26 protein-coding genes are annotated in these 24,796 nt (G+C 35.5%); 1 reads left to right on the top strand and 25 read right to left on the bottom strand.

The genetic code is table 11. The features are described 5' to 3' along the window. Window positions 1–13 precede the first annotated feature (13 nt). From floA to gpr, 15 genes are all read right to left on the bottom strand, one after another. Window positions 14–973, bottom strand: a complete 960-nt coding sequence (floA, locus tag AXY_RS05700) for a flotillin-like protein FloA (protein WP_407919037.1) — start codon at window positions 971–973, stop codon at window positions 14–16. Between the two features lie 41 nt (window positions 974–1,014). After that, on the bottom strand, window positions 1,015–2,352 hold the full coding sequence (locus AXY_RS05695) for an NfeD family protein (RefSeq protein WP_041450115.1): 1,338 nt from the start codon (window positions 2,350–2,352) through the stop codon (window positions 1,015–1,017). Between the two features lie 137 nt (window positions 2,353–2,489). Then, complete coding sequence (locus tag AXY_RS05690) at window positions 2,490–2,936, bottom strand: GatB/YqeY domain-containing protein (protein WP_015009842.1); 447 nt, start codon at window positions 2,934–2,936, stop codon at window positions 2,490–2,492. 51 nt (window positions 2,937–2,987) lie between these two features. Beyond that, a complete protein-coding gene (gene rpsU, locus AXY_RS05685; RefSeq protein ID WP_015009841.1) occupies window positions 2,988–3,161 on the bottom strand; it encodes a 30S ribosomal protein S21 in 174 nt (57 codons plus the stop codon). A 208-nt stretch (window positions 3,162–3,369) separates the two neighbouring features. Beyond that, window positions 3,370–4,128, bottom strand: coding sequence for a 16S rRNA (uracil(1498)-N(3))-methyltransferase (locus AXY_RS05680; protein WP_407919032.1), 759 nt, complete (start codon window positions 4,126–4,128; stop codon window positions 3,370–3,372). Between the two features lie 9 nt (window positions 4,129–4,137). Next, window positions 4,138–5,079, bottom strand: coding sequence for a 50S ribosomal protein L11 methyltransferase (prmA, locus tag AXY_RS05675; RefSeq protein ID WP_015009839.1), 942 nt, complete (start codon window positions 5,077–5,079; stop codon window positions 4,138–4,140). Between the two features lie 36 nt (window positions 5,080–5,115). Then, window positions 5,116–6,234, bottom strand: a complete 1,119-nt coding sequence (gene dnaJ / locus AXY_RS05670) for a molecular chaperone DnaJ (RefSeq protein ID WP_015009838.1) — start codon at window positions 6,232–6,234, stop codon at window positions 5,116–5,118. Window positions 6,235–6,377: 143 nt separating this feature from the next. Next, window positions 6,378–8,204, bottom strand: a complete 1,827-nt coding sequence (gene dnaK, locus AXY_RS05665; RefSeq protein ID WP_015009837.1) for a molecular chaperone DnaK — start codon at window positions 8,202–8,204, stop codon at window positions 6,378–6,380. A gap of 32 nt (window positions 8,205–8,236) precedes the next feature. Then, on the bottom strand, window positions 8,237–8,821 hold the full coding sequence (gene grpE, locus AXY_RS05660; RefSeq protein WP_015009836.1) for a nucleotide exchange factor GrpE: 585 nt from the start codon (window positions 8,819–8,821) through the stop codon (window positions 8,237–8,239). Window positions 8,822–9,050: 229 nt separating this feature from the next. Then, window positions 9,051–10,073 carry a heat-inducible transcriptional repressor HrcA gene (gene hrcA, locus AXY_RS05655; RefSeq protein ID WP_015009835.1) on the bottom strand — a complete coding sequence of 341 codons (1,023 nt, stop codon included), beginning with the start codon at window positions 10,071–10,073 and terminating at the stop codon, window positions 9,051–9,053. Between the two features lie 134 nt (window positions 10,074–10,207). Beyond that, window positions 10,208–11,368, bottom strand: coding sequence for a radical SAM family heme chaperone HemW (gene hemW / locus AXY_RS05650; protein ID WP_015009834.1), 1,161 nt, complete (start codon window positions 11,366–11,368; stop codon window positions 10,208–10,210). A gap of 102 nt (window positions 11,369–11,470) precedes the next feature. Further along, a complete protein-coding gene (gene lepA / locus AXY_RS05645; RefSeq protein ID WP_015009833.1) occupies window positions 11,471–13,294 on the bottom strand; it encodes a translation elongation factor 4 in 1,824 nt (607 codons plus the stop codon). A 106-nt stretch (window positions 13,295–13,400) separates the two neighbouring features. After that, window positions 13,401–13,712, bottom strand: a complete 312-nt coding sequence (locus AXY_RS05640; RefSeq protein WP_015009832.1) for a hypothetical protein — start codon at window positions 13,710–13,712, stop codon at window positions 13,401–13,403. Between the two features lie 20 nt (window positions 13,713–13,732). Then, window positions 13,733–14,884 (bottom strand): stage II sporulation protein P, encoded by a 1,152-nt coding sequence (gene spoIIP, locus AXY_RS05635; RefSeq protein WP_015009831.1) that lies wholly within the window; start codon window positions 14,882–14,884, stop codon window positions 13,733–13,735. Window positions 14,885–14,956: 72 nt separating this feature from the next. Continuing rightward, entirely contained in the window at window positions 14,957–16,048 is a 1,092-nt protein-coding gene (gpr, locus tag AXY_RS05630) for a GPR endopeptidase (protein ID WP_015009830.1), read from the bottom strand. 175 nt (window positions 16,049–16,223) lie between these two features. Between gpr and rpsT the strand changes: the two genes are divergently transcribed. Next, the gene (gene rpsT / locus AXY_RS05625) at window positions 16,224–16,490 is read left to right on the top strand and encodes a 30S ribosomal protein S20 (RefSeq protein WP_015009829.1); all 267 of its coding nucleotides are present in this window, start codon (window positions 16,224–16,226) and stop codon (window positions 16,488–16,490) included. A gap of 53 nt (window positions 16,491–16,543) precedes the next feature. Here rpsT and holA read toward each other — a convergent pair whose 3' ends face one another. The 10 genes from holA to aroE all read right to left on the bottom strand — a co-directional run bounded on the left by holA (window position 16,544) and on the right by aroE (window position 24,793). Beyond that, on the bottom strand, window positions 16,544–17,566 hold the full coding sequence (gene holA, locus AXY_RS05620; protein ID WP_015009828.1) for a DNA polymerase III subunit delta: 1,023 nt from the start codon (window positions 17,564–17,566) through the stop codon (window positions 16,544–16,546). 264 nt (window positions 17,567–17,830) lie between these two features. After that, window positions 17,831–20,104, bottom strand: coding sequence for a DNA internalization-related competence protein ComEC/Rec2 (locus AXY_RS05615; RefSeq protein ID WP_015009827.1), 2,274 nt, complete (start codon window positions 20,102–20,104; stop codon window positions 17,831–17,833). 22 nt (window positions 20,105–20,126) lie between these two features. After that, the gene (locus tag AXY_RS05610) at window positions 20,127–20,582 is read right to left on the bottom strand and encodes a ComE operon protein 2 (RefSeq protein WP_015009826.1); all 456 of its coding nucleotides are present in this window, start codon (window positions 20,580–20,582) and stop codon (window positions 20,127–20,129) included. Between the two features lie 27 nt (window positions 20,583–20,609). Beyond that, window positions 20,610–21,221: a helix-hairpin-helix domain-containing protein gene (locus tag AXY_RS05605; protein ID WP_015009825.1), complete on the bottom strand. Its 612-nt coding sequence runs from the start codon at window positions 21,219–21,221 to the stop codon at window positions 20,610–20,612. Between the two features lie 172 nt (window positions 21,222–21,393). Continuing rightward, the gene (locus tag AXY_RS05600; protein ID WP_015009824.1) at window positions 21,394–22,152 is read right to left on the bottom strand and encodes a class I SAM-dependent DNA methyltransferase; all 759 of its coding nucleotides are present in this window, start codon (window positions 22,150–22,152) and stop codon (window positions 21,394–21,396) included. After that, window positions 22,149–22,514, bottom strand: coding sequence for a ribosome silencing factor (gene rsfS, locus AXY_RS05595; RefSeq protein WP_015009823.1), 366 nt, complete (start codon window positions 22,512–22,514; stop codon window positions 22,149–22,151). The genes AXY_RS05600 and rsfS overlap by 4 nt, the downstream gene beginning before the upstream one ends. Continuing rightward, on the bottom strand, window positions 22,511–23,086 hold the full coding sequence (gene yqeK, locus AXY_RS05590; protein ID WP_015009822.1) for a bis(5'-nucleosyl)-tetraphosphatase (symmetrical) YqeK: 576 nt from the start codon (window positions 23,084–23,086) through the stop codon (window positions 22,511–22,513). The genes rsfS and yqeK overlap by 4 nt, the downstream gene beginning before the upstream one ends. Continuing rightward, a complete protein-coding gene (locus AXY_RS05585) occupies window positions 23,064–23,642 on the bottom strand; it encodes a nicotinate-nucleotide adenylyltransferase (RefSeq protein ID WP_015009821.1) in 579 nt (192 codons plus the stop codon). The genes yqeK and AXY_RS05585 overlap by 23 nt, the downstream gene beginning before the upstream one ends. A gap of 10 nt (window positions 23,643–23,652) precedes the next feature. Continuing rightward, window positions 23,653–23,943 carry a ribosome assembly RNA-binding protein YhbY gene (yhbY, locus tag AXY_RS05580; RefSeq protein WP_015009820.1) on the bottom strand — a complete coding sequence of 97 codons (291 nt, stop codon included), beginning with the start codon at window positions 23,941–23,943 and terminating at the stop codon, window positions 23,653–23,655. A gap of 19 nt (window positions 23,944–23,962) precedes the next feature. Beyond that, complete coding sequence (aroE, locus tag AXY_RS05575; protein ID WP_015009819.1) at window positions 23,963–24,793, bottom strand: shikimate dehydrogenase; 831 nt, start codon at window positions 24,791–24,793, stop codon at window positions 23,963–23,965. Between the last annotated feature and the right edge of the window lie 3 nt (window positions 24,794–24,796).

Genomic DNA, 24,796 nt, shown 5'->3' with positions numbered 1-24,796 from the left:
TCTGAATCAAAGTTTATTCTTGATCGGAGTCGTCAGATATCTTTCCGATAGAGTCGCGCATAACAGTGTCAGCATTTATATTTTTATAGTTCATATAATCCATGACACCCATATTACCTGTACGTAATGCTTCTGCAAGCGCTAATGGAACTTCAGCTTCAGCTTCAACAACTTTGGCACGCATTTCTTCAACCTTCGCAACCATTTCTTGCTCTTGAGCGACAGCCATTGCACGACGCTCTTCAGCTTTAGCTTGAGCAATATTTTTATCTGCTTCGGCTTGGTCAGTTTGTAAAATCGCACCGATGTTCTTACCAATGTCAACATCTGCAATATCAATTGACAGAATTTCAAATGCAGTACCTGAATCTAAACCTCTGTTTAACACGTTATGAGAGATTGAATCAGGGTTTTCTAGAACTTTCTTATGTGATTCTGAGCTACCAATTGTACTAACGACACCCTCACCTACACGGGCAATAATCGTTTCTTCACCAGCCCCACCAACTAAGCGATCAATATTAGCTCTAACCGTAATTCTTGCTTTGGCTTTTACTTCAATACCATCAATCGCTATACCTGAAATAAATGGTGTCTCAATAACTTTAGGATTAACACTCATCTGAACTGCTTCTAATACATCTCGACCAGCTAAATCAATTGCTGCACCACGTTCAAAGCTTAAATTAATATTTGCACGCTGAGCTGCAATTAGAGCGTTAACGACTCGATCGACATTACCACCTGCTAAGTAGTGACTTTCTAACTGGTTTGTCGTGACATCTACCCCTGCTTTATGTGCTTTAATCAATGGATTAATCACTCGACTAGGCACTACGCGACGTAATCGCATTCCAATTAGTGTGAAAATCCCAACCCTTACACCTGCAGCTAATGCACTAATCCAAAGTGCAACAGGGATAAACGTTAAAATGACGATAATCGCGATCACGATTAAACCAATTATGATCATTGGTAATAAAAATTGTAAATCATTTGTAGTTTGACCCAACATTAACTCTCCTCCTTATTTTTCATCTCACTTACGACTACTCTTGCACCAGTAACAGAGATAATTTTAACTAATGATTGCTGATGGATAAAACCACCTTCTGTTACAACATCTATTCTTTCATCATCAACCACAACTGTACCTGATGGTCTTAGTGGTGTGATGGCAGTGCCAATTTTACCAATTAAATCTGTTCGTTCTTCTACAGCTGTATAGCCTTGTTCAGCTGTTGCTTTATCACTTAAAATGATATGTCTAAATAAACCTTTTTCCAGACCAATTCGCCTATATAATAAGACTGCAACACCAATCGTAATAAGCAGTGCAATTAAGATACTATAACTTAAATGTACAATGTTCGGTACGGACAAATAAAGTGCTACTAAAATACTCAATGCACCTAGTCCACCTATAATCCCACCTGGCACAAAAAATTCTAGTATAATTAAACCGATACCGAGTGCGAATAAAACTAGTACTTCATAACCGGCAAAACCAGCAACAAGGTGGCCGTAGAAAAACAAAATTAATGACACAATTCCAACCGATCCAGCAACACCAAAACCTGGCGTATATAATTCAACGATTAACCCCAAGCCAGCTAGCGTTAACAAAATCGATACTACGACAGAATTGGTTAGAAAGCGGGCAAACTCTTCAGCTGGAGTAATTTTAACTTCCACAATCTCAGCATCTGATAGGCCTAATTCTTCTAATAATTCTGTACGATGATTAACAGTACCTTCTGAATAGCCTACCTCTAGTGCTGCAGTTGGTCCAAGTGTTAAATATTTACCTGCAGGGGCATTATATTCTGGTAAATCAATATCTTTATCCGCCATTGCCTCAGCAAATAATCGGTCTCTACCTTTTGCTTCAGCCGCACTTCCCATTGCTTCTCGCCAATAGGATTGAGCCTTTTCATCAGCTTCATTGCCATCACTTGTAATGATTCCACTTGCACCAAGAGTTGCTTGTGGATTCATATAAATATGATCTGCAAATAATGCAATATATGATCCAGCAGACAATGCTTGACTTCTTATGTACGCCGTTTTAGGAATGCTAACACTTTGAATGATTTCGCCAATATTGTTAGCCGCATCTACTCGACCACCAGGTGTGTTAATTTCAAAAATAATATGGTCAACATTTGCTTCCTCTGCTTCGTGTAATGTACGCTTTAGAAATGCTTCTAAGCCTCGTTCAACCTCTTTTTCAATTGGGATGACATGTACCAATTTCCCAGCTCCATCTGCTTGCACAGTACTATAATTGATATTTATGAAACTTAGAAATAGTACAAAAATTAGAAAAAGTTGCGTAATCGAACGCCGCATCACACCACCTCCTTATATCAATTTCTCAATTGGTAAAAATATGACTTGTCTATTTAATTATATCATGAACATGGCAAAAAATCCCCTTTCATTTATTAAATGATAAGGGGATTTTCATTTTTATAAGTTTTCTAATCTTATGATAAATGTTTGAGCACGAGTTGATTAACCTTTGCTCCATCTGCTTTGCCTTTTACTTTTGGCATAAGCACACTCATCACTTTACCTATATCTTGTTTTGTTGTTGCATCCACTTCTTTAATGGTTTCAACAACAATTTGCTCAAGCTCTTCACTTGAAAGCTGTTTAGGCATATAGACTTGTAAAAACTCGATATTTTGTTCGGTTTTTTCTACCAGGTCAGTACGTTCAGCTTGTTTAAATTCTTGGAGGGAATCTTTTAGCTGCTTAAGTTCACGAGCTAAAACAGTTAATTCTTCGTCTTGAGATAACTCTTCTTTACCAAGCTTAATTGCTTCATTTTGTAACGAAGCTTTTACCATACGTATCATACTCAGCTTTTGCTTTTCTTTATTACGCATAGCTAATTTCATATCTTGATTCAAAGATTCTACTAATGACATTTCCTTTTCTACACCCTCTTAAATAAGAAAACACTAATTTCTTATGCTTAATTACTTACGCTTTCTAGCTGCTTCAGATTTCTTTTTACGTCTAACACTTGGTTTTTCATAATATTCACGCTTACGATATTCTGATAATGTACCTGACTTAGATACATTACGTTTAAACCGACGAAGAGCATCTTCAAGCGACTCGTTTTTACGAACGCGAGTAGTATTTGACATGCTATTTTCCCTCCCTCCGGAGCATCAACAATTTAAAAGACAATCTAAATAGTAGCTTTGTCTCTATGACATTATAATATAATGAATTTTATAGGTCAACTTTAACTTTAAGTTAAATCATCCTGTAATCAAGATACTTTACACGATCCTAACCTTAATTCATTGATAGATTAATAGCGCTACAATCATAGTTGATCGATGATAGTCTTTATGATTCTTCAAAAAGTAACGACATAACAGATAAAAAGTAGAGTGGTGCTGTTTCTGTTCGTAAGATTCTTGGTCCAAGTCGAACTGCTTTAAATTGTGCTGCGTATAGTTGCTCTATCTCTTCCTCTGTTAAACCACCTTCAGGACCGATAACAATTGCAACAGATTGACCAGGTTTAATATTTTCTAGATAAGTATATAATTTATCCGTTTTTATTTGTCGTGTCGTCTCTTCATAAGCAACAAATAAATGGTCAAATTCTTCTATTTGAGCTGATAGTTGTTTAATCGTCATTAATGATTCAATAATTGGCTGGTCAGTTCGATGCGATTGCTCAGAAGCTTCTTTAGCAATTTTCTTAAGTCGATCAATTTTTTTCGCTTGTTTTTTTATATCCCACTTAACAACAGATCGCGCAGTATTGAGTGGAATAATCTTCTTTACGCCTAGCTCAGTTGACTTTTGTACGATCCATTCTAGCTTATCGCCTTTAGGTAAGCCTTGAATCAGTGTAATGTCAACTGGTAATTCCACTTGATCTGTCATGCGATTAATCTTATTTAAATAAATGGCTTGTTGATCGATTCGATCAATTGAACAAAGATAAGCTTCTTTATCTGGATGATTACAAATAACTTCATCCCCAACCCTCATCCGCATTACGTTTACAATATGGTGATAATCATCACCTTTGATGACGACTTGTTCATCAAGCCAATACTCTTTATCTACAAAGTATCGTTGCAATATATTCACCTCAATAAATTATGCTGGTTTCTTCGCAACAATTAGTACCCAATCTTTCATATAATTAGTTTCTACTATTTCAAATCCAGCATCAATTAAAGCATTTTTAACATCATCTTCTTTTGCTTTAATAATACCTGATGTAATGAATAACCCACCTGGTTTTAATAGAGCAAAGGCATCTTTTTCGAACCTCATAATAATTTCCGCTAATAAATTTGCAACTATAAGGTCTGGTTCGACTGTTACTCTATCTAATAAATTATTCTGCTTCACAGTAATTTTAGATTCAGTTTTATTTAGCTTAATATTTATCCCTGCTGCTTTTACTGCAATAGCATCTAAATCATATGCATAGACATGTTCTGCACCGAGTAATGCTGCAGTAATACTAAGCACACCTGAACCAGTTCCAACATCTACTACTGTTTGATTCGATTTTAAATATTGTTCAATTGCTTGAATACATAAAATTGTAGTAGGATGAGTACCCGTTCCAAATGCCATACCTGGATCTAGTTCGATCACCAATTCATCAGTAGACTCAGGTTGATATTCTTCCCAAGTTGGTGTAATCGTAATATGATCAGATACGCGGATTGGTTTATAATATTTCTTCCAAGCAGTTGCCCATTCTTCTTCATTTACTTCACTAAGCGTAATTTTGTTATGTCCGATATCAATATCATAAACAAGTAACTGATTTATTGCTTGTTTGATTTGCTCAACTGCTTCTCCTAAAAAACTATTCATTGGTAAATAGGCTTTTAAATAAACTCCCTCTGATATGTAATCAGCAGGGTCAAGTTCATACACTTCACCTAACTCCACGGATCGTTCTCTATGAAAATCGTCTGCATCTTCAATCACAACGCCACTAGCTCCTGCTTCATGTAAAATATTTGAGATAGGCTCAATTGCTTCATTTGTTGTATGAATACAAATTTCAGACCATTTCAAATTGATCACTCTTTTCTTAGGTAAATTTTCTTGAATTTAATCGTTTTTAAAAGCACGCTTTACCCGACTAAAAAAAGATTCTTCAGATTCGTCAGCGGGATCATTGCCACTCAATTCGTTAAATTCTCTAAGTAGTTCTTTTTGACGTTCAGATAAATTCGTAGGTGTAACAACGCGGATTCTAACATTTTGATCACCATGACCATAACCCCGTACGTTAGGTACCCCTTTACCTCTTAGTCTAAACGTTTTTCCAGTTTGAATACCTGCAGGAATCTTTAATTTTACTTTTCCATGGACAGTTGGGACTTCTATTTCATCTCCTAATGCCGCTTGCGCAAAAGTTATCGGCATATCACAGTAGATGTCATCACCATCTCGTTGGAAAAATTCATGCTGTCGAACTTGAACAACAACATATAAATCACCTGGAGGACCACCATTAATACCCGCTTCACCTTTACCAGCAACTCTAATTTGTTGACCGTCATCAATTCCAGCAGGGATTTTGATATGAATTTTCTTCTGTTTCTTTACAGTTCCTTTGCCATGACATGTTGGGCATTTTTCTTTAATTTCTTTTCCTGTACCACTACAATAGTGACAAACACGCTTGTTTACTACACGGCCAAATGGAGTATTTTGTTCAATATTTAACTGACCTGTGCCGTGACAGTTTTTACACGTTTCTGGTTTCGTACCTGGTTTTGCACCGTTACCTTTACATGTGTGACAATTTTCATCACTTGGAATTGAGATATCGGCTTCCTTACCAAAGATAGCCTCTTCAAAAGTTAAAGTCATCGTGTACTGGAGATCATTTCCTTGTCTAGGTGCATTCGGGTCTCTTCTGCCACCGCCACCAAAGAACATATCAAATATATCACTAAAGCCACCAAAGTCATCAGCACCAAAGCCACCGAAACCTTGACTCTGCGCACCTGCATGACCGAAACGATCATATTGTGCTCTCTTTTGGTCATCACTTAATACTTCATAGGCTTCTTTTACTTCTTTAAACTTATTAGCTGCATCTGGCTCTTTATTGACGTCTGGATGATATTTACGGGCTAGTCGGCGATAAGACTTTTTAATTTCTTCTGCCGTAGCATTACGCTCTAAACCTAGCACTTCGTAATAATCACGTTTACTCATAAAAGCCATCACTCCCATCTCTTTTTCTACACTACTTCAAATAATAATCATATCATTAATATTCACAACTAAACAACGTAATTTAATATAAGGACAAAAGTCAAAGCCAAGTAAAACCTGACTTTGACTTTTTAAAAAGGTTATTATTTATCGTTTTCGTCGTCAACTTCTTCATATTCAGCATCAACAACATCATCAGCTGCATTATTACCTGCTGCTTGCTGAGCTTGTTGCGCTTGTTGAGCTTGCTCATAAAGTTTAACTGATAAAGCTTGAACTTCTTGCTCAAGAGCTTCTTTCTTCGCTTTAATTGCGTCGATTTCTCCGTCTTCTAGAGCTTTTTTCAATTCATCTTTAGCTGCTTCAGCTTTTTTCTTTTCATCTTCTGATACTTGGTCTTTTAGATCCTTAAGTAATTTGTCTGTTTGGAAAACAAGTTGGTCTGCTTCGTTACGAAGATCAATTTCTTCACGACGTTTCTTATCTGCTTCTGCGTTTTCTTCAGCATCTTTAATCATTTGTTCAACTTCTTCATCACTTAAACCAGAAGAAGATTTAATCGTAATTGACTGTTCTTTATTCGTACCTAAGTCTTTTGCACGAACATTTACAATTCCGTTTGCATCAATATCAAATGTTACTTCAATTTGTGGAATGCCACGTGGTGCTGGTGGAATGTCAGTCAATTGGAAACGGCCTAGAGTTTTGTTATCTGCAGCCATTTCACGTTCACCTTGCAAGACGTGAATATCTACAGCCGTTTGATTATCAGCGGCAGTAGAGAATACTTGTGAATGACTTGTTGGGATTGTTGTATTACGCTCGATTAATTTTGTCGTAACACCGCCCATTGTCTCAATTCCTAATGAAAGTGGTGTAACGTCTAATAGTAGAACGTCTTTTACATCACCTTGTAAAACTCCACCTTGAATTGCAGCACCTAATGCAACAACTTCATCAGGGTTAACACCTCTTGAAGGTTCTTGGCCTGTTTCTTTTCTTAACGCTTCTTGCACTGCAGGAATACGTGTTGAACCACCAACTAAAATAACTTTATCAATCTCTGATGCTGACAAACCTGCGTCAGATAGTGCTTGACGTGTAGGTCCCATCGTTCTTTCTACTAATTCTGCAGAAAGTTCTTCAAACTTAGCTCTTGTTAGAGTCATCTCTAAGTGTAGTGGGCCAGCCTCACCCGCTGTAATAAATGGTAATGAGATTTGTGTTTGCCCAATACCTGAAAGATCCTTTTTAGCTTTTTCAGCAGCATCTTTTAATCGTTGTAATGCCATGTTGTCTTGTGAAAGATCGATACCATTTTCTTTACGGAATTCAGCAACCATATAATCGATAATGACTTGGTCAAAGTCATCTCCACCAAGACTATTATCTCCAGCAGTTGCGACAACTTCAAAAGTACCATCGCCAATATCTAGAATTGAAACGTCAAACGTTCCACCACCAAGGTCATACACTAATACAGTTTGATCTTGGTCAGCCTTATCAATACCATATGCTAATGCAGCTGCAGTTGGCTCGTTAATGATACGTTCAACTTCAAGTCCAGCAATTCTTCCAGCGTCTTTCGTAGCTTGACGTTGTGAATCATTGAAATATGCTGGTACAGTTACAACTGCTTTATCAACTTTTTCACCTAAGTAATCTTCCGCATAGCTCTTAATGTATTGTAGTAGAATCGCAGAAATTTCTTGTGGCGTATACTCTTTACCTTCGATTTCTACTTTATAATCAGTCCCCATATGACGTTTAATAGATTGAATCGTATTTGGGTTCGTTATTGCCTGACGCTTGGCTACTTCACCAACTTGTCTTTCACCATTTTTAAATGAAACAACTGATGCTGTTGTTCGATTTCCTTCTGGGTTAGGGATAATAATCGGTTCCCCACCTTCCATTACTGCAACACATGAGTTTGTTGTTCCTAAGTCAATTCCAATCATTTTACCCATTTAAAATTCCTCCTTCAGTTCACTAAATATCGCTATTGATTAACCTTTACCATTGCTGGACGTAAGACACGGTCTTTTAAGCGATAGCCTTTTTGTAATTCTTCAACTACGATGTTCGAATCGTATTGATCATCTTGAACTTGCATAACAGCTTGATGCATTGTTGGATCGAATGCTTCACCTACTGCCGGAATAACTTCAATTCCCTCTGCCTCTAAAACTGTTAGTAGGTTTCGATAGATCATTTCCATACCTTCAAAAAAGCTCTTAACTGCCTCATCGTCAGATGACGTTTGCAGCGCACGCTCAAAGTTATCAATTACTGGTAACAACTCAGTGGCTAATTTCTGAGATTTATATGTTAAGTCAGCAGCTTTTTCTCTTTGTGTACGTTTTCGGTAGTTATCGTATTCTGCTTGTAATCGTAAATATTTTTCAAATAGCTCAGTTTTTTCAGCTTCAAGTTGTTGATATTTCGCTTCTAAAGATTCATCTTTATCTTCTTCAGGTTGATCATCAACTAGTTCTTCCTCAACTTCTGCAGACTCTTGATTTTCCAAAGTCTCTTCGAGTTGATCTTCTTGAGCTACATTTTCTTCTTTATTTAGTTCTGCCATCGAATTCACCCCCAAGTTAACCTCATACATTTCATTAAAATATCATTAATCATTATTTCCAAATATTAATGTGATTAAATCCAATTATTATCTAGTATATTACACAAAATTTAAGTGAGAGAATGGACTCAACTCTCACTTAACCAATCATATAATAAAGCAATCAGTTGTCTTTTTCAACCAATCTGATAAGTAGACTAAGATTTGACTCGTTATATCCTTCTCTTAATTACCAGTCAGTAAATGTTTTTGACATATGTTGAGATAACAGACTAATTAATGATACAACTCGTGAATAATCCATTCGCTTAGGTCCCAATAGTGCTATCGTGCCTAATTGTTCTCCGGATAATGAGTATGTCGCTTTAATCAAACTTAAATCTTGCATTTCGTCAATTTTATTTTCCTGACCAATTGAAATTTTAATTCCTTGTTCTTTAGCCCGAAGTAATTTAATCATTAAATCTTCTCTCTCAATAATCGAGTAAATTGAATGAATTTTTTCGAGATCATTAAATTCTGGTTGTAACAGCATATTTGCCATACCACTCATATAATAGTTATCTGGTTGTTGACTAAATAGTGCTCCGCGTAAATATTTGAGTGCAAGGCTCACATTATCAATATAGCTATTTAAAATGCTACTCAATTCTGCTTCAATTTTATTATGAAGCTCGATTATAGGCACATTATAAAATTTCTCATTCAAGATATTAACTAATTTCTCTAAGTCTGAAGCTTTAATTTCTGCTGGAATTGTAAAAGATCGATGTTCAACATGACCTTTATTCGTAACTAAAATGGCTACAGCTGATGTCTTCGTTAGTTGAATGATTTGAAGTTGCTTAAGCTTCGCTTCAAAAACTTCAGGTCCTAAAATAATTGACGTATAGTTTGTTAAGTCAGACAATACTTCTCCGGATTTTTGGACAACCTGTTCAAAATCAACATACTCTTGGTCAAAAACAGTCGAAATAAGTGCATGCTCTTCTTTTGACATATGAAATGGAGATAGCATATGATCGACATAAAATCGATAGCCTTTTTCAGAAGGAATGCGTCCTGATGAAGAATGTGTCTTCTCAAGATAGCCCATTTCTTCTAAATCTGCCATTTCATTTCGTATTGTCGCAGGACTATATGAAATGCCAGGTTTTTTTGATATTGCTCGTGAACCTATTGGTTGAGCTGTTTGAATAAACTCATCAATAATCACCTGTAATATCAAAAGTTGTCTACCAGATAATACCATAGATGATCACCTCTGTTAGCACTCTTATCATTCGAGTGCTAATTCTATTATTAAATTATCAAATCAGCCCATGATTGTCAACGATAATACATTGTATTTTAAGAAAAAAATCCAATCTAACACGATTATAATGATTATTTAAATAAATCATTAAATTCTTGATCATCAAGTAAAAAACGTTGAAATACTTCATTACCAAATAACTGCCCTTTTTCTGTCATACGAACATAGTCGCTAGTTTCTTCTAGCCAATTACGTGCAATTAAGTCATGTATCTGCTCTTGATAAATTTGATCAATAGTTACATTATATTTTTGTTTAAATGCGTTCTTATTTACTCCTGTGCGTTTGCGCAGGCCTAAAAACATTTCTTCCTCGATTTGTTCTTTCTTTCCGACTTCATCGATATGCAAAATCGGTTGTCCAGATGCATTCGCTTCTTTAACATATGCAGGAAATGGACGGAGATTTATATGTCGTTTGCCTGGTAAATAACCACTAGCTCCTGCACCGAATCCATAATAGTAGTTATTGTCCCAATATGTTAAATTATGCTTACTTTCATAACCTGGTTCAGCGAAATTGCTCACTTCATATTGAAACTTTCCATGCTGTTTCATTTTCTCAATTAATAATTCAAACATACTTGCTTCAACTTCTTCAGGTGGTTTATGAAGCTTACCTTTCTGATGTCGTTGATAAAAAACAGTTTTAGGTTCAATCTGCAGTGAGTATGTTGAGTAATGGGGTAAATCAAAAGACAGAGCTTTTTCAATTGAATCATTGAATATTTCTATCGTCTGATTCGGCAATCCATACATTAAGTCGATACTGATGTTAGTTAAACCATGTTTAATTAAATGATTAATATTTTCTTCAACATCTTTTACTCGATGTAAACGACCTAAGTCTTCAAGTAATTGATTATCAAAAGATTGTACACCCATCGATATCCGATTGACACCATACATGCGTAACAATTTGATTTTATCCTCATTTAAATCACCAGGATTGGCCTCAAACGTATACTCTTCTACATTCGGAACATCCATGTGTTTATCAATGGTTTGGAGTAAGTACTCTAATTGAGCTAAATTTAAAGCAGTAGGTGTACCACCACCAACAAAAATTGTTCTCATAGTATGTTTTTTATCACTTAAATAAAAATTAATTTCATTAGCGAGTGCTGCCAAATACTCATCAGCCATTTTTTCTTGATAGAAAAACTTTGTGAAATCACAGTAATGACAGATCTTTTCACAAAATGGAATGTGTATATATGCAGATGTGATCATATGGCTTCCCTCTCTTCAACTATTCAAAAATAAAGGAGCTGTTATAATATCAGCTCCTTAAATTATACATTAATTCAAAGTAGATCTCGAAATTATTTAATTTTAATCATCGTCCATCTTCAGAACAGACATGAATGCTTCTTGCGGAATTTCAACTGAACCAACCATTTTCATCCGCTTCTTACCTTCTTTTTGCTTCTCTAATAATTTACGCTTACGAGAAATGTCCCCACCATAACATTTTGATAGTACGTTCTTACGCATCGCTTTAATTGTCGAGCGTGCGATAATTTTATTCCCAATTGCCGCTTGAACAGGTACTTCAAATTGTTGTCTTGGAATAAGTTCTCTTAATTTATCAACTATATATTTACCTCGATCGTACGAAAAGTCTCGGTGAACAATAAATGATAACGCGTCAATTTTCTCATTATTAAGTAAAATATCCATCTTGACTAATTTCGAAGGTTTGTATCCTTCAATTTCATAATCTAATGATGCATAGCCTTTCGTATTCGATTTTAGTGCATCAAAGAAGTCGTAGACAATTTCAGATAATGGAATGCTATAGATAACATTAACACGAATATCGTCTAAGTAATCCATTCCGATAAATTCTCCACGCTTACGCTGACATAGCTCCATTACAGCACCTACATAATCATTCGGCACCATAATATTTGCTTTAACGTATGGTTCATAAACTGCTTCAATCACCTGAGGATCTGGCATGAAAGAAGGGTTATCAACTGAAACTGTCTCTCCATCGGTCTTTTTAATTTGATAAATAACACTTGGTGCTGTTGTGATTAAATCAATATTAAATTCACGTTCAATTCGTTCTTGGATAATCTCCATATGGAGTAGTCCTAAGAAACCACATCTAAATCCAAAGCCAAGTGCTTGAGATGTTTCTGACTCGTATTGTAAGGCTGAATCGTTTAATTCAAGTCTTTCTAACGCTTCTCTTAAATCATTGTATTTATTCGGATCGATTGGATAAAGTCCACAGAACACCATCGGATTCATTTGACGATAACCTGGTAGTGGTTCTGCAGCTGGATTTTGCGCTAATGTAATCGTGTCCCCTACGTGTGAGTCACCAACATTTTTAATTGATGCTGTTAAATAACCAACATCTCCGACTTCTAGCTTATCTGTTGGCGTTAATTTAGGATTAAATACACCAACTTCATTTACTTCAAATTCCTTACCAGTTGCCATCATTCGAATTTTATCGCCAACTTTAACTGATCCATCCTTAACACGGATGTAAGCAACAACACCACGATATGAATCATAAAGCGAGTCAAAGATAAGCGCTTTAAGTGGTGCATCTGGATCTCCCTCTGGCGCAGGAATTCGATCTACGACCGCTTCTAAGATAGATTCTATTCCAATTCCTGATTTCGCACTGACGAGTAATGCCTCATCACCATCAATTCCAATAACATCTGTAATTTCTTGTTTCACACGCTCTGGATCTGCACTTGGTAAATCAATTTTATTAATAACTGGAATGATTTCTAAGTCATTATCCAAAGCCAAATAAACGTTCGCTAACGTTTGTGCTTCAATCCCTTGCGCAGCATCAACGACTAATATAGCCCCCTCACAAGCCGCTAAACTACGAGATACCTCATAAGTAAAGTCGACGTGACCCGGTGTATCGATCAAATGGAAAATATACTCTTCACCATCATGATGACGATATTTTAATTGAACTGCATTTAATTTAATTGTTATCCCACGTTCACGCTCTAAATCCATTGCATCAAGAAATTGTTCCTTCATCTCTCTTTGCGTTAAAGCTTGTGTTTTTTCTAAAATTCGGTCTGCTAATGTCGACTTCCCATGATCAATGTGGGCAATGATTGAAAAGTTCCGAACATTTCTCTGTCTTTGTTCTTTTGTCACTATCTTCACTCCTATATAACGGACAATATACAAACATGATTATAGCAGTGAATACAGATGGTTTCAATTATTTTAAGAGTTGAACGAAATATCGTTTAAAAAATGTCGATTCTAACTAGATTACTTTCGCTAAATCAGTAAGTATAGTGATGATCCCCTCATAAATCATTAAACCTGACTTTTCTACCCATTGAGCAATAAAATATGTGACAGATTGATCTTCATCAACTTGATTAACTAATTCTTCTTCGACCTCTAAATCGGATTGTTCAGTTAAATCAGTATAGAGAGCGTTTGAGGTTAAGATGATTTGCGGATCACTCATCTCAACTTGATTGCTAGGTATGTCATTTTGTTGCTGGAGAAACGTTATGATCAAGATCACACAAAACGTAATCAATATTAGCTTTCCAATAAATCTCATCATTTGCTAATTCCACTCCTTTATCAGTTTTTCGCAACTGCTTCAGCTTCCCAATAATAATCTGCAAATACCTCAGCCAATGCTTCAGCTGTTCGGTATAATTCATCTAATGTACTGTCTACACCACCAAATTCAATTAGAATCGCATTTTCAGATAAATCTTGATTATAGACACCATTTCGCCCTGCGCCACCCATTTCTGCAACACCACGACTTAATCCCGGATAGTTTTGTTCGAGATTTTCATGTAACGTGCGTGCAAGATCAATATTCTTTTGATTACCTTCATAATCAGCACCAATGACGAAAAATACTTGTGCATAGGCTTCTCCGTTTATCGTCACAGTTGTATCATCTTTACGACGACTATCACGGTGAATATCAAATAAGTAGTTAATTTTTTCATTTTGTGCGACAACTGTTTTAACAACTTCTCTAGAGGCTTGATATGATTGCCAATACTCCCAACCTTTATCATGTAAAACTTGTGTAAAATCTGTTTGATCTACGATTGAGCCAATTCCATGTTTAGCAAGTGCTTTATTTAAATGCTGACTTACTAATGTCACATTCACTTCAGAGTGGAATGCTTGATTAGGATCCGTCACATTATCTAAATGCGGTAAAAATGATTCCCGATTGTGCGTATTATAAATCATCACTGCAGGTTCTGTCGTTTGGTCTTGATGTCCCGGCATGTCTTGATCATCCTTAGGTGGATCAATAACGTTATGATCTTCAAGTACAACCTCTAGTGGTGGCGATGATTCAATAGGTAAATTTGAGTAATTCGTGTTTGCCTGCCCGATAATAATCCGGTTTTGATATGGATAAAAGCCAGGGATCTCATTACCAAATAGTGTGCGAATATCTGTACGATTTAATTGTGTCGTTAATTGAAGGATAAAATCTGATACTGAGAATTTTTGAATTTCTGATTGATCGAAACTTTTTAACGTTCTAAACTCAGAAGAAAGTAATGTTAAATAAAAATCCGTACTAACATTTTCACTCCCTGATAATATGAATGACTGGTTTGTTTTTTTCCCGATCGGTAAAGAAGCAATAGCACCGATAATAGAAAATACAATAAAACCAACTAGAATCCAATAAAATAGTAGCTTAACGAAAATAGGTACAGCATATTTAGTTTGCATTAATGGCTTCTTTGACATAAAAAATCCTACTTTCTCTCATCATTAGTAGACTATATGATAGAGGTAAGTAGGATAGAACTGTAAATCATCTTATCGCGTAAAACTATTTGCTAACTCACTATTGACGTTTTCATGTAATGCACCATTTATACCTGTCGCTATTAGATGCGCTAAATCATGAATATAACTATCAACTTCTTTAGGTGTTACCATTAAATTATAACCGAGTGGACTTAGCACTTCCTTGATTAATTGTCTTTTTTCAGTTTCATCTAGTTTTCCAATCATGCCGAATAGATTTGCCTTTTCAGTTTGACTTGGCATATCACTTTCAGTTAAGGTCTTTTTACCAAAAGTGAGTGATGCAGGTGCTAGTCTTTTTGATGGTCGATCCTTTTCTTTAAATTCACGTCCGAAATGCTTAAATACATAATCGATTGTATCGCTAGTAATCGTGACCGCATCGACGACCGTAGGCACACCAATTGAAATAACTGGTATCCCGAAATTTTCATAACTAAGTGCTTTTCGCTTATTATTAACACCTGATCCTGGATGAATCCCCGTGTCAGAAACTTGTATCGTTGAATTGACACGATCAATCGATCTTGACGCAAGCGCATCAATCGCAATAATAAAATCTGGATTAAGTTCCTTAACAATACCTTGAATGATATCACTTGTTTCCATACCCGTTACACCCATAACACCTGGCGAAAATGCAGATACTGGTCGGTAACCTTCTGCAACCATCTCTGGATGATAAGTGAATAAATGCTTTGTAACTAGAATTTTCTTAACTGTCTGAGGTCCAAGCGCATCTGGTGTCACATAGTCATTACCTAAACCAACGACTAGACACTGAGCTGATTCATTAATGTTATTTTCCTTTAATAAATCAGCTAATAGAACACTAAGTACTTCTGCAGTAGCCTGCTGTTGATTACTGTCGCCATTTTTAATCGCATCTGTTTCTAATGTAATATATCTACCGGCTTTTTTATCAATCTTTTTTTCACCAGTTTTATCAACACGAACATCCGTCACTTGAAATCCTTTTATTTTTTGCTCTTTTAATAGAACACCTTCTATATCTTCTGTTTGTTTTTCTTCTTCAACATACATTTCTCTAGCTTCAACAGCTAAGTCTGTACGAATTTGAAAGTATTTATCTTCATTCACTTTTGATCACCTTTTCTAGTGTTTTTTCTATGATTAAGTTTTCCTTGAACAGTTTTTTCATACATTTAGGGCTGAATAGTCATTTTTTTATTGAATTATTGTTCTGGCTTTGGTAAAATATCTTTTGTCCTATAATAATTGCTATAATGGACTTATACAGGTGGAGGTGATAATGATGGCTAATATAAAATCAGCTATTAAACGTATTCGTGTTAACGAAAAAAACCGTTTAAACAATCAAAGTGTTAAATCAAACATGCGTACAAACATTAAACGTGTTGAAGCATTAGTTAATGAAAACAATGTTGAAGAAGCAAAAGCTGCTTTAAAAACAACAGTAAGAACAATTGATAAAGCCGTTCAAAAAGGTGTAATTCACAAAAACAATGGTGATCGTCAAAAATCACGTTTAACTAAAAAAGTTAACGGACTTGGCGCATAATCAATTATAGTTCAAATAAAAAACGACCCTACTTTTATAATAGGATCGTTTTTTTATGTGCTAATGAGTTGATAAAGTAGCGACTCGAATGCTAGCTCCTTTTCCATCTTCCCTATTTTAATCGCTTGATCAATTTCCGAACAGGCTGTTAAGCAACGATAAAGCATGTCTAAACTAAATTTTCGCTCTCTTTCTAATGACATTTTCACTACATAAGGGTGTACTTTTAGTTCTCTTGCCATTTGCTGTTGATGATATCCCTTTTGCCTTAATATTTTCACTTGATAGATCGTTCTTAGTTGTGATGCTAGTAGGCCAATAAGTGCGATAGGTTCTTCATTTAGCTTCATTAAATCTCGATAAATTTTAATCGCTCCAGTTAAATCCTTGGAAATCACCATATCGACAAGATTCAAACCTGTAGCCTGACCTTGATGTGATACGAGATCACGAGCTATTTCAGCTGTCACTTGTCCATTCTCACCGACATATAACGCTAACTTTTCGATCTCACTTTGTAGCAAACCGAGGTTAGTTCCTGTTTCATTTAATAAAATTTGTTCAGCTGATTTATCAAGATAGATTTGATATTGCTTCGCTAAATGAGTAAGCCACTGATCTATTTCCCAACTTTTCACTTCTTGACAGTTGATTGTCATCGCTTGTTTTTTCAATTGCTTTGTAACTTTTTTTCTTTCATCTAGCTTCTCATATGGCACTACTATTATTAACGTTGAAAAATCAACAGGTTGTTCTATGTATTCAATTAACCGATTAAGGTCATGTTCAACTTGTGATTTAGTTTGTTTTGCAGTTAGAAAAAAAGCTTTTTTGGCAATCACAATTTTTTGCTCAGAGAAAAAAGGATAAGTTTCTGCTTCCATAATAACATCATCAATCGTCGTTTCTTCTAAGTCATATTGAATTAGCGTATCCTCTGCATCGCCTTTGTTAAAAATCCGGTCAGAAATTTGATTAATTGCTGATTCAATTAAGAACTGCTCTTCACCGTAAATTAATATTACCGATGGGATTTCTTTAGTTTTTAATGCTTTCATTGCTTCAATATAATTCATTCTCTCATCCCCGTTATTACAATCTTACCTACTATCGTATAGCTTGACTTAACTTTTGACAAGAAAAAAAGAAAGGGAAAAACCTACTCCCTTTCTAAATCTATATAAACGATTAATGACCAGACCTAGGTTCTGACCATTAATCGATATTCGCTCGTACTTCTTCTCTCTATGTCATTACTTTAGCCATTGCGACAAATATTAAGCCTGTTAACTGTTGCTAACTAAGGTAATCATAACTACAATCACTTATTTGTTAATAGCTTATGGTAAATGAGTTGAAAAGGTTCCTACCTTTTGATGTTTTTTGAAAATGAATTGAATCGCCCCGTCTTGATCTGTTCGATATACCTCGATTTTTAACTGATTTAAACGATCAATGACAGTTTGACTTGGATGTTTGAAATAATTATTTCGGCCGACAGGAATAAGCGCATGTTGTGGGTTGATCTGTTCTAAAAAACGTTGCGATGTTGAAGTTTGACTACCATGATGAGCAACGATTAAAGTATCAATTGATAAGTCAGGATAATCACGCAAAATACTTAGTTCAACTTGTTCTGATATATCTCCAGTTAATAACCAGCTATTTTCTCCAAATGTCGTAACAAGAACAAGTGAATTATCGTTAGGGTTTTGCCAATCTCGAATAGGACTTAGACAATAAAAAGTTTGTCCTCCAATTGAAAAAGATTCCCCAACAGTAACACGCATATGTCTAGTTCGTTCATCATCGATAAATTCCTCAAATCCTTCTGGCCATTGAAAGTAATTAGAAGTTATCACTGTATCTACGGTAAAATCAGCTAATAAATACTGTAAGCTGCCGAGATGATCATAATCTTCATGAGACAAGATGATCGCATCAATATGATCAATTCCAGAGTAATGTAAAAATGGTTTGATAATTTGTTGATATGCACGTTCTGATGGCGTGCTGAAATCCGCCGCTAATGTAGATCCTACGTCGTACAAAATAACTCCCCTACGATACGGTAATTCAATAACAAGCGCATTCGCCTGTCCGATATCCAACATAGTGACAGATCCAGTTGGATTTAGATAAGGAATTGCTTGTTGTACGATAAATATAGTGATAAACATCATAGAGCCATAACGAACTTGTTTAAATTGCTTTTGCTCAAAATGAACTAAAATGTAAATTAAGCAAAGATAAAAGAGCAAGATTAAAAGTGGTTTAAGTGGACCTGTTACGATTGGATAGTAGAAAAAGTGATCAAAAAATTTAATAAAGACTAAGAATATATTATGTGCATGATTTACCAATGTTACAAAAACAAATAATAATGGTTGTAAGATCAAGCTAGCTATATATGTTGTAAAAATAAGCGGTATAAAAATTGTACTAAAATAAAAAGTCACGGCTAAGTTAACAATAATACTAATCGGGTTAAACAGATAAAATGTATTTAATTGAATAGGAATAATAACAGTTATACACAATCCAGAAACAAACCACATTTGTGACCAGCGTGATTTTAGATTGGTAAGAATTTGTTTTGATAATAGTAATGAAAATGAAATGAGGTAAGAAAATTGAAAACCGAGGTGAAAAATCCATTCCGGGTTTAAAAATAGGAGCAGAACAAAGGATATACTTAGAAAATCAAGTGAGATAGCCCGTTCTCGTTGATACCATGCCAAATAATTAAAGATCATCACTAATGATGCACGCCATATTGATGGTGCACCACCACCTAACACTGGATAAATTAACATAAAGCCAATTAGAATTTGATAAGTCGTTTCTTTTGTGAATCGACAGCAATAAATGAATATAACATGCAAAATTGTTACAATAATACTGACATGCAAACCGGAAATAGCCAGTAAATGTGTCAGATGCCATCTTTCAAAAAGTAATTCTAATTGTTCATCGAGTTCCGATCGATCACCAAAAATTAATGACTTCATCCAAGCCGAAATCGTTAGATCAAATTGTTGATCAACATGTTCAAACTGCAAATCTCGTATTCGGGATAGACGACCTACTAGACTCGAACCCTGACAAGCCAATTGATCCTCATTATTAATGGTCATCAGATAATGAATCTTTTGATTAGCTAAGTAATCATGATAATTAAATTGTCCTGGATTTGTTGCGTGTTCTGGAAATTGCAATTCACCTATGATTTGGCATTTCGCCCCTTGGTTTGGCGCTGAATTTAATGGAGTAAAGACATTTATTTGAATATGAGTATTTGTCTTCGTTTCTTGAAGGATAAACGAGGTGTGATTTTCAGTAGATTTGATTAATTTATTTACGGTTCCAGTAAGCTGAACCTCACCTTCTAAAGAAGGTAACGCATCAGATGGATCGTGCACAAAATGCTGTGAGAAAAAAAGGGCAACAAGTAGCAAAACAATTAATTCATAGGATCTCAATCGTCTTCTGTAATAGTAAATTAACAAAAACAATTGCCAAGATAAACAGACGATTGGCCAGAATGTCAATTGATTTGCTGCATAATAACCTATGAGTAATGAGACTACAAGTAGATACCCTTTTCCTCTCACAAAATTCCCCCCTTGCCCTCGATTAATTATTTAATAATTGAATCGACTCATTTTCAAGTGGAATAAATTGTACATTAACATTCGCATCTTTAAATAGTTCGCTGGCATATGGATGATTTCGATAATCTGCTGCATAATAAACCGTATTAATCCCTGCTTGAATAATCGCCTTACAGCATTGTAAACAAGGATAATGAGTGACATAAATTTCTGCTCCCTCTGTTTGGACACCAAATTTTGCACATTGTAAGATTGCATTCATCTCTGCATGTACAGTGCGCACACAATGTCCATCAATGACGTAGCAACCCTCATCAATACAATGGTCACTTCCTGATACACTACCATTATAGCCACCTGCAATAATTCGATTGTCTCTTACTATCGTTGCACCAACGGTTAATCGTTCACATGTGCTTCTTAATGCGATTAGATGACTTTGTGTCATAAAATATTGCTCCCAAGATATTCGTGTCATAAGCTCTCTCCTTACAATTCTTAAAATTCACGGAACGATGATAAACTCTTTTATTTGCTCAAAAGTTTTCGCACCAATTCCTGAGACATTTTGTAGTTCCTCCGCCGTTTTAAACGGACCATTATCTTCACGGTATTGAATAATCGCTAATGCCTTAGTTGCTCCAATACCAGGTAATTGTTCAAGCTCAGTTTGTGTCGCTTGATTGATTCTTATTTTACCATCATTTGATTGGGTTTGGACAATTAATTCACTATAATCTGATACCGACGGAACATAAATGACCATAGCATCATATACCTTCTCAGCTAAATTAATCTGATTTTCATCAGCATCATCCGTAAACCCACCTGCTGATTCAATGACATCAATAACACGGTCATCAGGCTCTACTAAATAAACACCAGGTTTGTAGATGGCACCTTTTACATCAACATATAATTTTTCTTGAGTGGTAGATTGATTTATTTCTATCGGTAATTGTTGTGTGTCTATTGAAGAGTCAACCTCTGCGGAATGAAAAGGAGTAGTTTCAATTGAAGGCTTAAATAATTCTGAAATAAGTAAATCCCAAAACAAGCTAATAACGACCAATGCACCAATTAGCAATAAAATATAATTATTTTTTATCCATTTCACTGTATTCCTCCTAAATTGTCATATTGTTGTTAATTCAATCTACCTATTTCGACAATCATAAAGAAATATCCTGCTATTTTAAAAAAATAATTACTATCAACAATCAGTGTAAAATCTCACACTGATTGTTGATGTGTCTAATTGGCCAATCTTTTAATGTGATTAAAATTAACTATTTTCGACATGCGAAAAAGAATCGATCACCCTCCGATTCATCAAAAGGCTCAATTATTTCTTCATCGAATTGAAAATCGGCAAACACTTTAATGTCTTTAAATCCTACTTCTTTGAGCATCGTTAAATAAGTTGAAATTGGATAAGTTCTTTGATGGTGGAACTCATCGAAGCGTTGATACTGATCTGAATCTTTAATAAAGAATGTTAACTCGTGAGTCATTTCTCCTTCAAATTCACCTGGATAACAGAACCAAATATATGATAAATCATCATACACTTCTGAAAATAGTTGATCTACCATTTCATTTTTCACATGGTTCATACTATGAACATCAAATAAGAAAACACCTGATTGATCAAGACTATCATAAATTCTCTGAAATCCCTGCATGAGCTTATCGGGATCAGTAATATAATTGATTACATCACAATAGCTAACAATAACGTCATAATCATATAAGCCTTCCAGTTCAGTTATATCCTGCTGTAACCACTGAACGTGCAAGTTTTTTTCATTAGCGAGGGCCGATGCTTCAGTTAACATATCCTCAGATAAATCAACTCCAGTCACCTGATAGCCTTTTTCAGCTAGTCGCCAAGTTACTTGTCCAGTCCCGCATCCTAAATCTAAAATACTAATCTGATTTGCTGGTTTTTTTTGATCAATAAATTGCTTAGTAAAACTCGTCCATTGATCATAAGGTGCATCCTTCATTAAAAAGTCATAAAGTTTTGCTAATTGACGGTATGTCATTGTGAATCCTCTACATCTTCGATATCAATTTCTACAATTGGTGCGTCACCCCATAAGCGCTCTAAATTGTAGTAATGACGATCCTCTTGATGGAAGACATGGCAAACAACGTCACCTATATCGATCAGAATCCAGCGCGCTTGTTCAAAGCCTTCCATTCTTTTTACTTCTCCACCATGCTTCTCTACTTCTTCTTTGATTCCTCTAGCGATCGCTTGAACTTGTCGCTCATTCGTACCCTCACAAATTACAAAATAATCAGCGATATATGATACACCTTTCATATCTAATGTAATAATATCTTCAGCGCGCTTATCATCAGCTGCTTTAACAACGTATTTAACTAATTGATTATTGCTCATAAATTTGATTCCTCCAAAATTCGTTTTAAGTGGTTATACATATTAATTGTTTCTGGATAGATTAACCGTTCTCGTTCTAATAAAAACTGGATTGTATTGCGAACTGCCATAAAACAGGCCTCGTCTAAGTCTTCTTTCGCTTTCTTTTGAATTAGACTTAGTCCAGGAAAGCTGCGTCCTGGTTCTATGTAATCAGCCAAATATACTACCTTCTCTAACTCTGACATATTTCCTCGACCTGTTGTGTGCCAGTAAATGGCGTCTTTAACTTGTTGATTCGTAATACCAATTTCTGTTTCAACTAATATAGAGGCAACTGGGCCATGCCAAAGTTCATGGTGGAAACTAAGTAGATCTATCGGTAACTCGTTTTGCTTAATAATATGACTCATTTCATCTAAGGGACGATATTTTGCATAATCATGAAATACTGCAGCTAACATCGTCTCTTCTTCATCAACATCATATCGTTGAGCTAATTCTAATGCCGTTGTTAGCACGCGTTTTGTATGTTGATAACGCTTTTGACTTAAATGGGGTTTAACTAACTTAAGAGCTTGTTCCTTGTCCATATAACCCCTTCTCCTTTATAAGTGATAATACACGTTCAGGAATTAAATACCTGACAGATCGATTCAGTTTTAATCGCTCTCGGATCATTGTCGAAGAGATATCTAGACCGGGTGTATCTAATATGATCACAGGATATGATGTATCTAGTTGATAATCCGGTCGTTTTACTCCAACAAATTGAACAAGTTCAATCAACTGATCAATCTTATACCAGTTAGGTAAATACTCTACCATATCTGCACCAATGATAAAATAAAATTGATAGGTAGGGTATTGTTCCTTTAATGCTTGAATCGTATCGTAAGTATAAGATTTCCCTTGGCGCTCTAATTCAATCGTATTTATCTTAAAGTAATTAACTGGCTCTAGTGCAACTTTTAACATTAATAGTCGATCAACAGCGGACACTTTAGCTTGCTCTTTATGTGGTGGCTCTGCAGAAGGGATAAACCACACTTCATCTAGGTTAAGCTTTTCATAGGCTTCTTCTGCCATTGTTAAATGACCAATATGCGGCGGATCAAACGTGCCGCCTAATAATCCGATTTTTTTCATTGTTTATCTCCTACGGTAATTCAATCGTCTTGTGTTCCTCTGATTCTCTATACAAAACAATTGTTGCACCAATAATTTGAACAAGTTCAGCGTTCGTTCCATTCACTAGTTGTTCAGCTACATCTTCTTTATCTTCTAAACAATTTTGTAAGACATTGACTTTAATTAATTCTCTTTTTTCTAACGCTTCACTTACTTGAGTTAACATATTCTCATTAACTCCATCTTTACCAACTTGGAAAATTGGCTTTAAATGATGAGCCTTTGCTCGTAAAAATCTTTTTTGTTTTCCTGTTAACATATTAATCATCCTTTTTTCATTAGCTAAGCAAATCGTGCTTGAGCTTATCTTTTAATAGTTTAGCATTAACCTGTTTTCCTGACCACATTTCAAAAGCCAGCTTTGCTTGATAAATTAACATTTCATGACCATGATGAACGCGTCCACCACGCGCTTTGGCATCACGCAGTAATTTAGTCCAAAATGGTTGATAGACGATATCACTTACAACTGCACCTGGTTTCAACCGACTCAGATCAATGACTTGTTCCTCTATATGAGGTGTCATACCTACAGATGTCGTTTGGATGACAAGATCAAATTGATTTAGTTTTGCTTCAGCTTCACTAAATGAGATTGCCGCACTACTAATTCCTGACGGATTAGCATCGATCAATGCTTGCGCACGGATAACAGTACGATTTGCGATAACAATTTCTTCAAATTCCTCATTTAGTAGAGCATAATAAATCCCACGACTAGCACCACCAGCACCTAATATCAATACTGACTTATCACCAGTAAATAATTCCGGGAACTGTTCTTTTAGTGCAGTTACAAGACCACGCCCATCAGTATTATCACCATACCAACGATTATTTCTACAAACCACGGTATTAACTGCGCCTATTTTTTGTGCAGCAGGACTGATCTCATCTAAGTAGGGGATGATTTTCTCCTTATATGGAATCGTGACATTAAAGCCTGATAAATCACTTGCTTTTAATTTCATAATTTCCTCATCAAATTGATCTGGATGAATTTCAATCAATTGATAGTTTCCTGTTAAATTCGTTTCTGATAAAAAATGCTGATGAATCCACGGTGATTTTGAATGTTGAACAGGATAACCAATTAAACCTAGTTCCATCTC

The sequence above is a fragment of the Amphibacillus xylanus NBRC 15112 genome (assembly GCF_000307165.1).
In the GTDB taxonomy this organism is placed as follows: Bacteria; Bacillota; Bacilli; order Bacillales; family Amphibacillaceae; genus Amphibacillus; species Amphibacillus xylanus.
The sequence above is the reverse complement of the archived record's forward strand: the minus strand, read 5'-3'. Positions and strand labels throughout refer to the sequence as shown.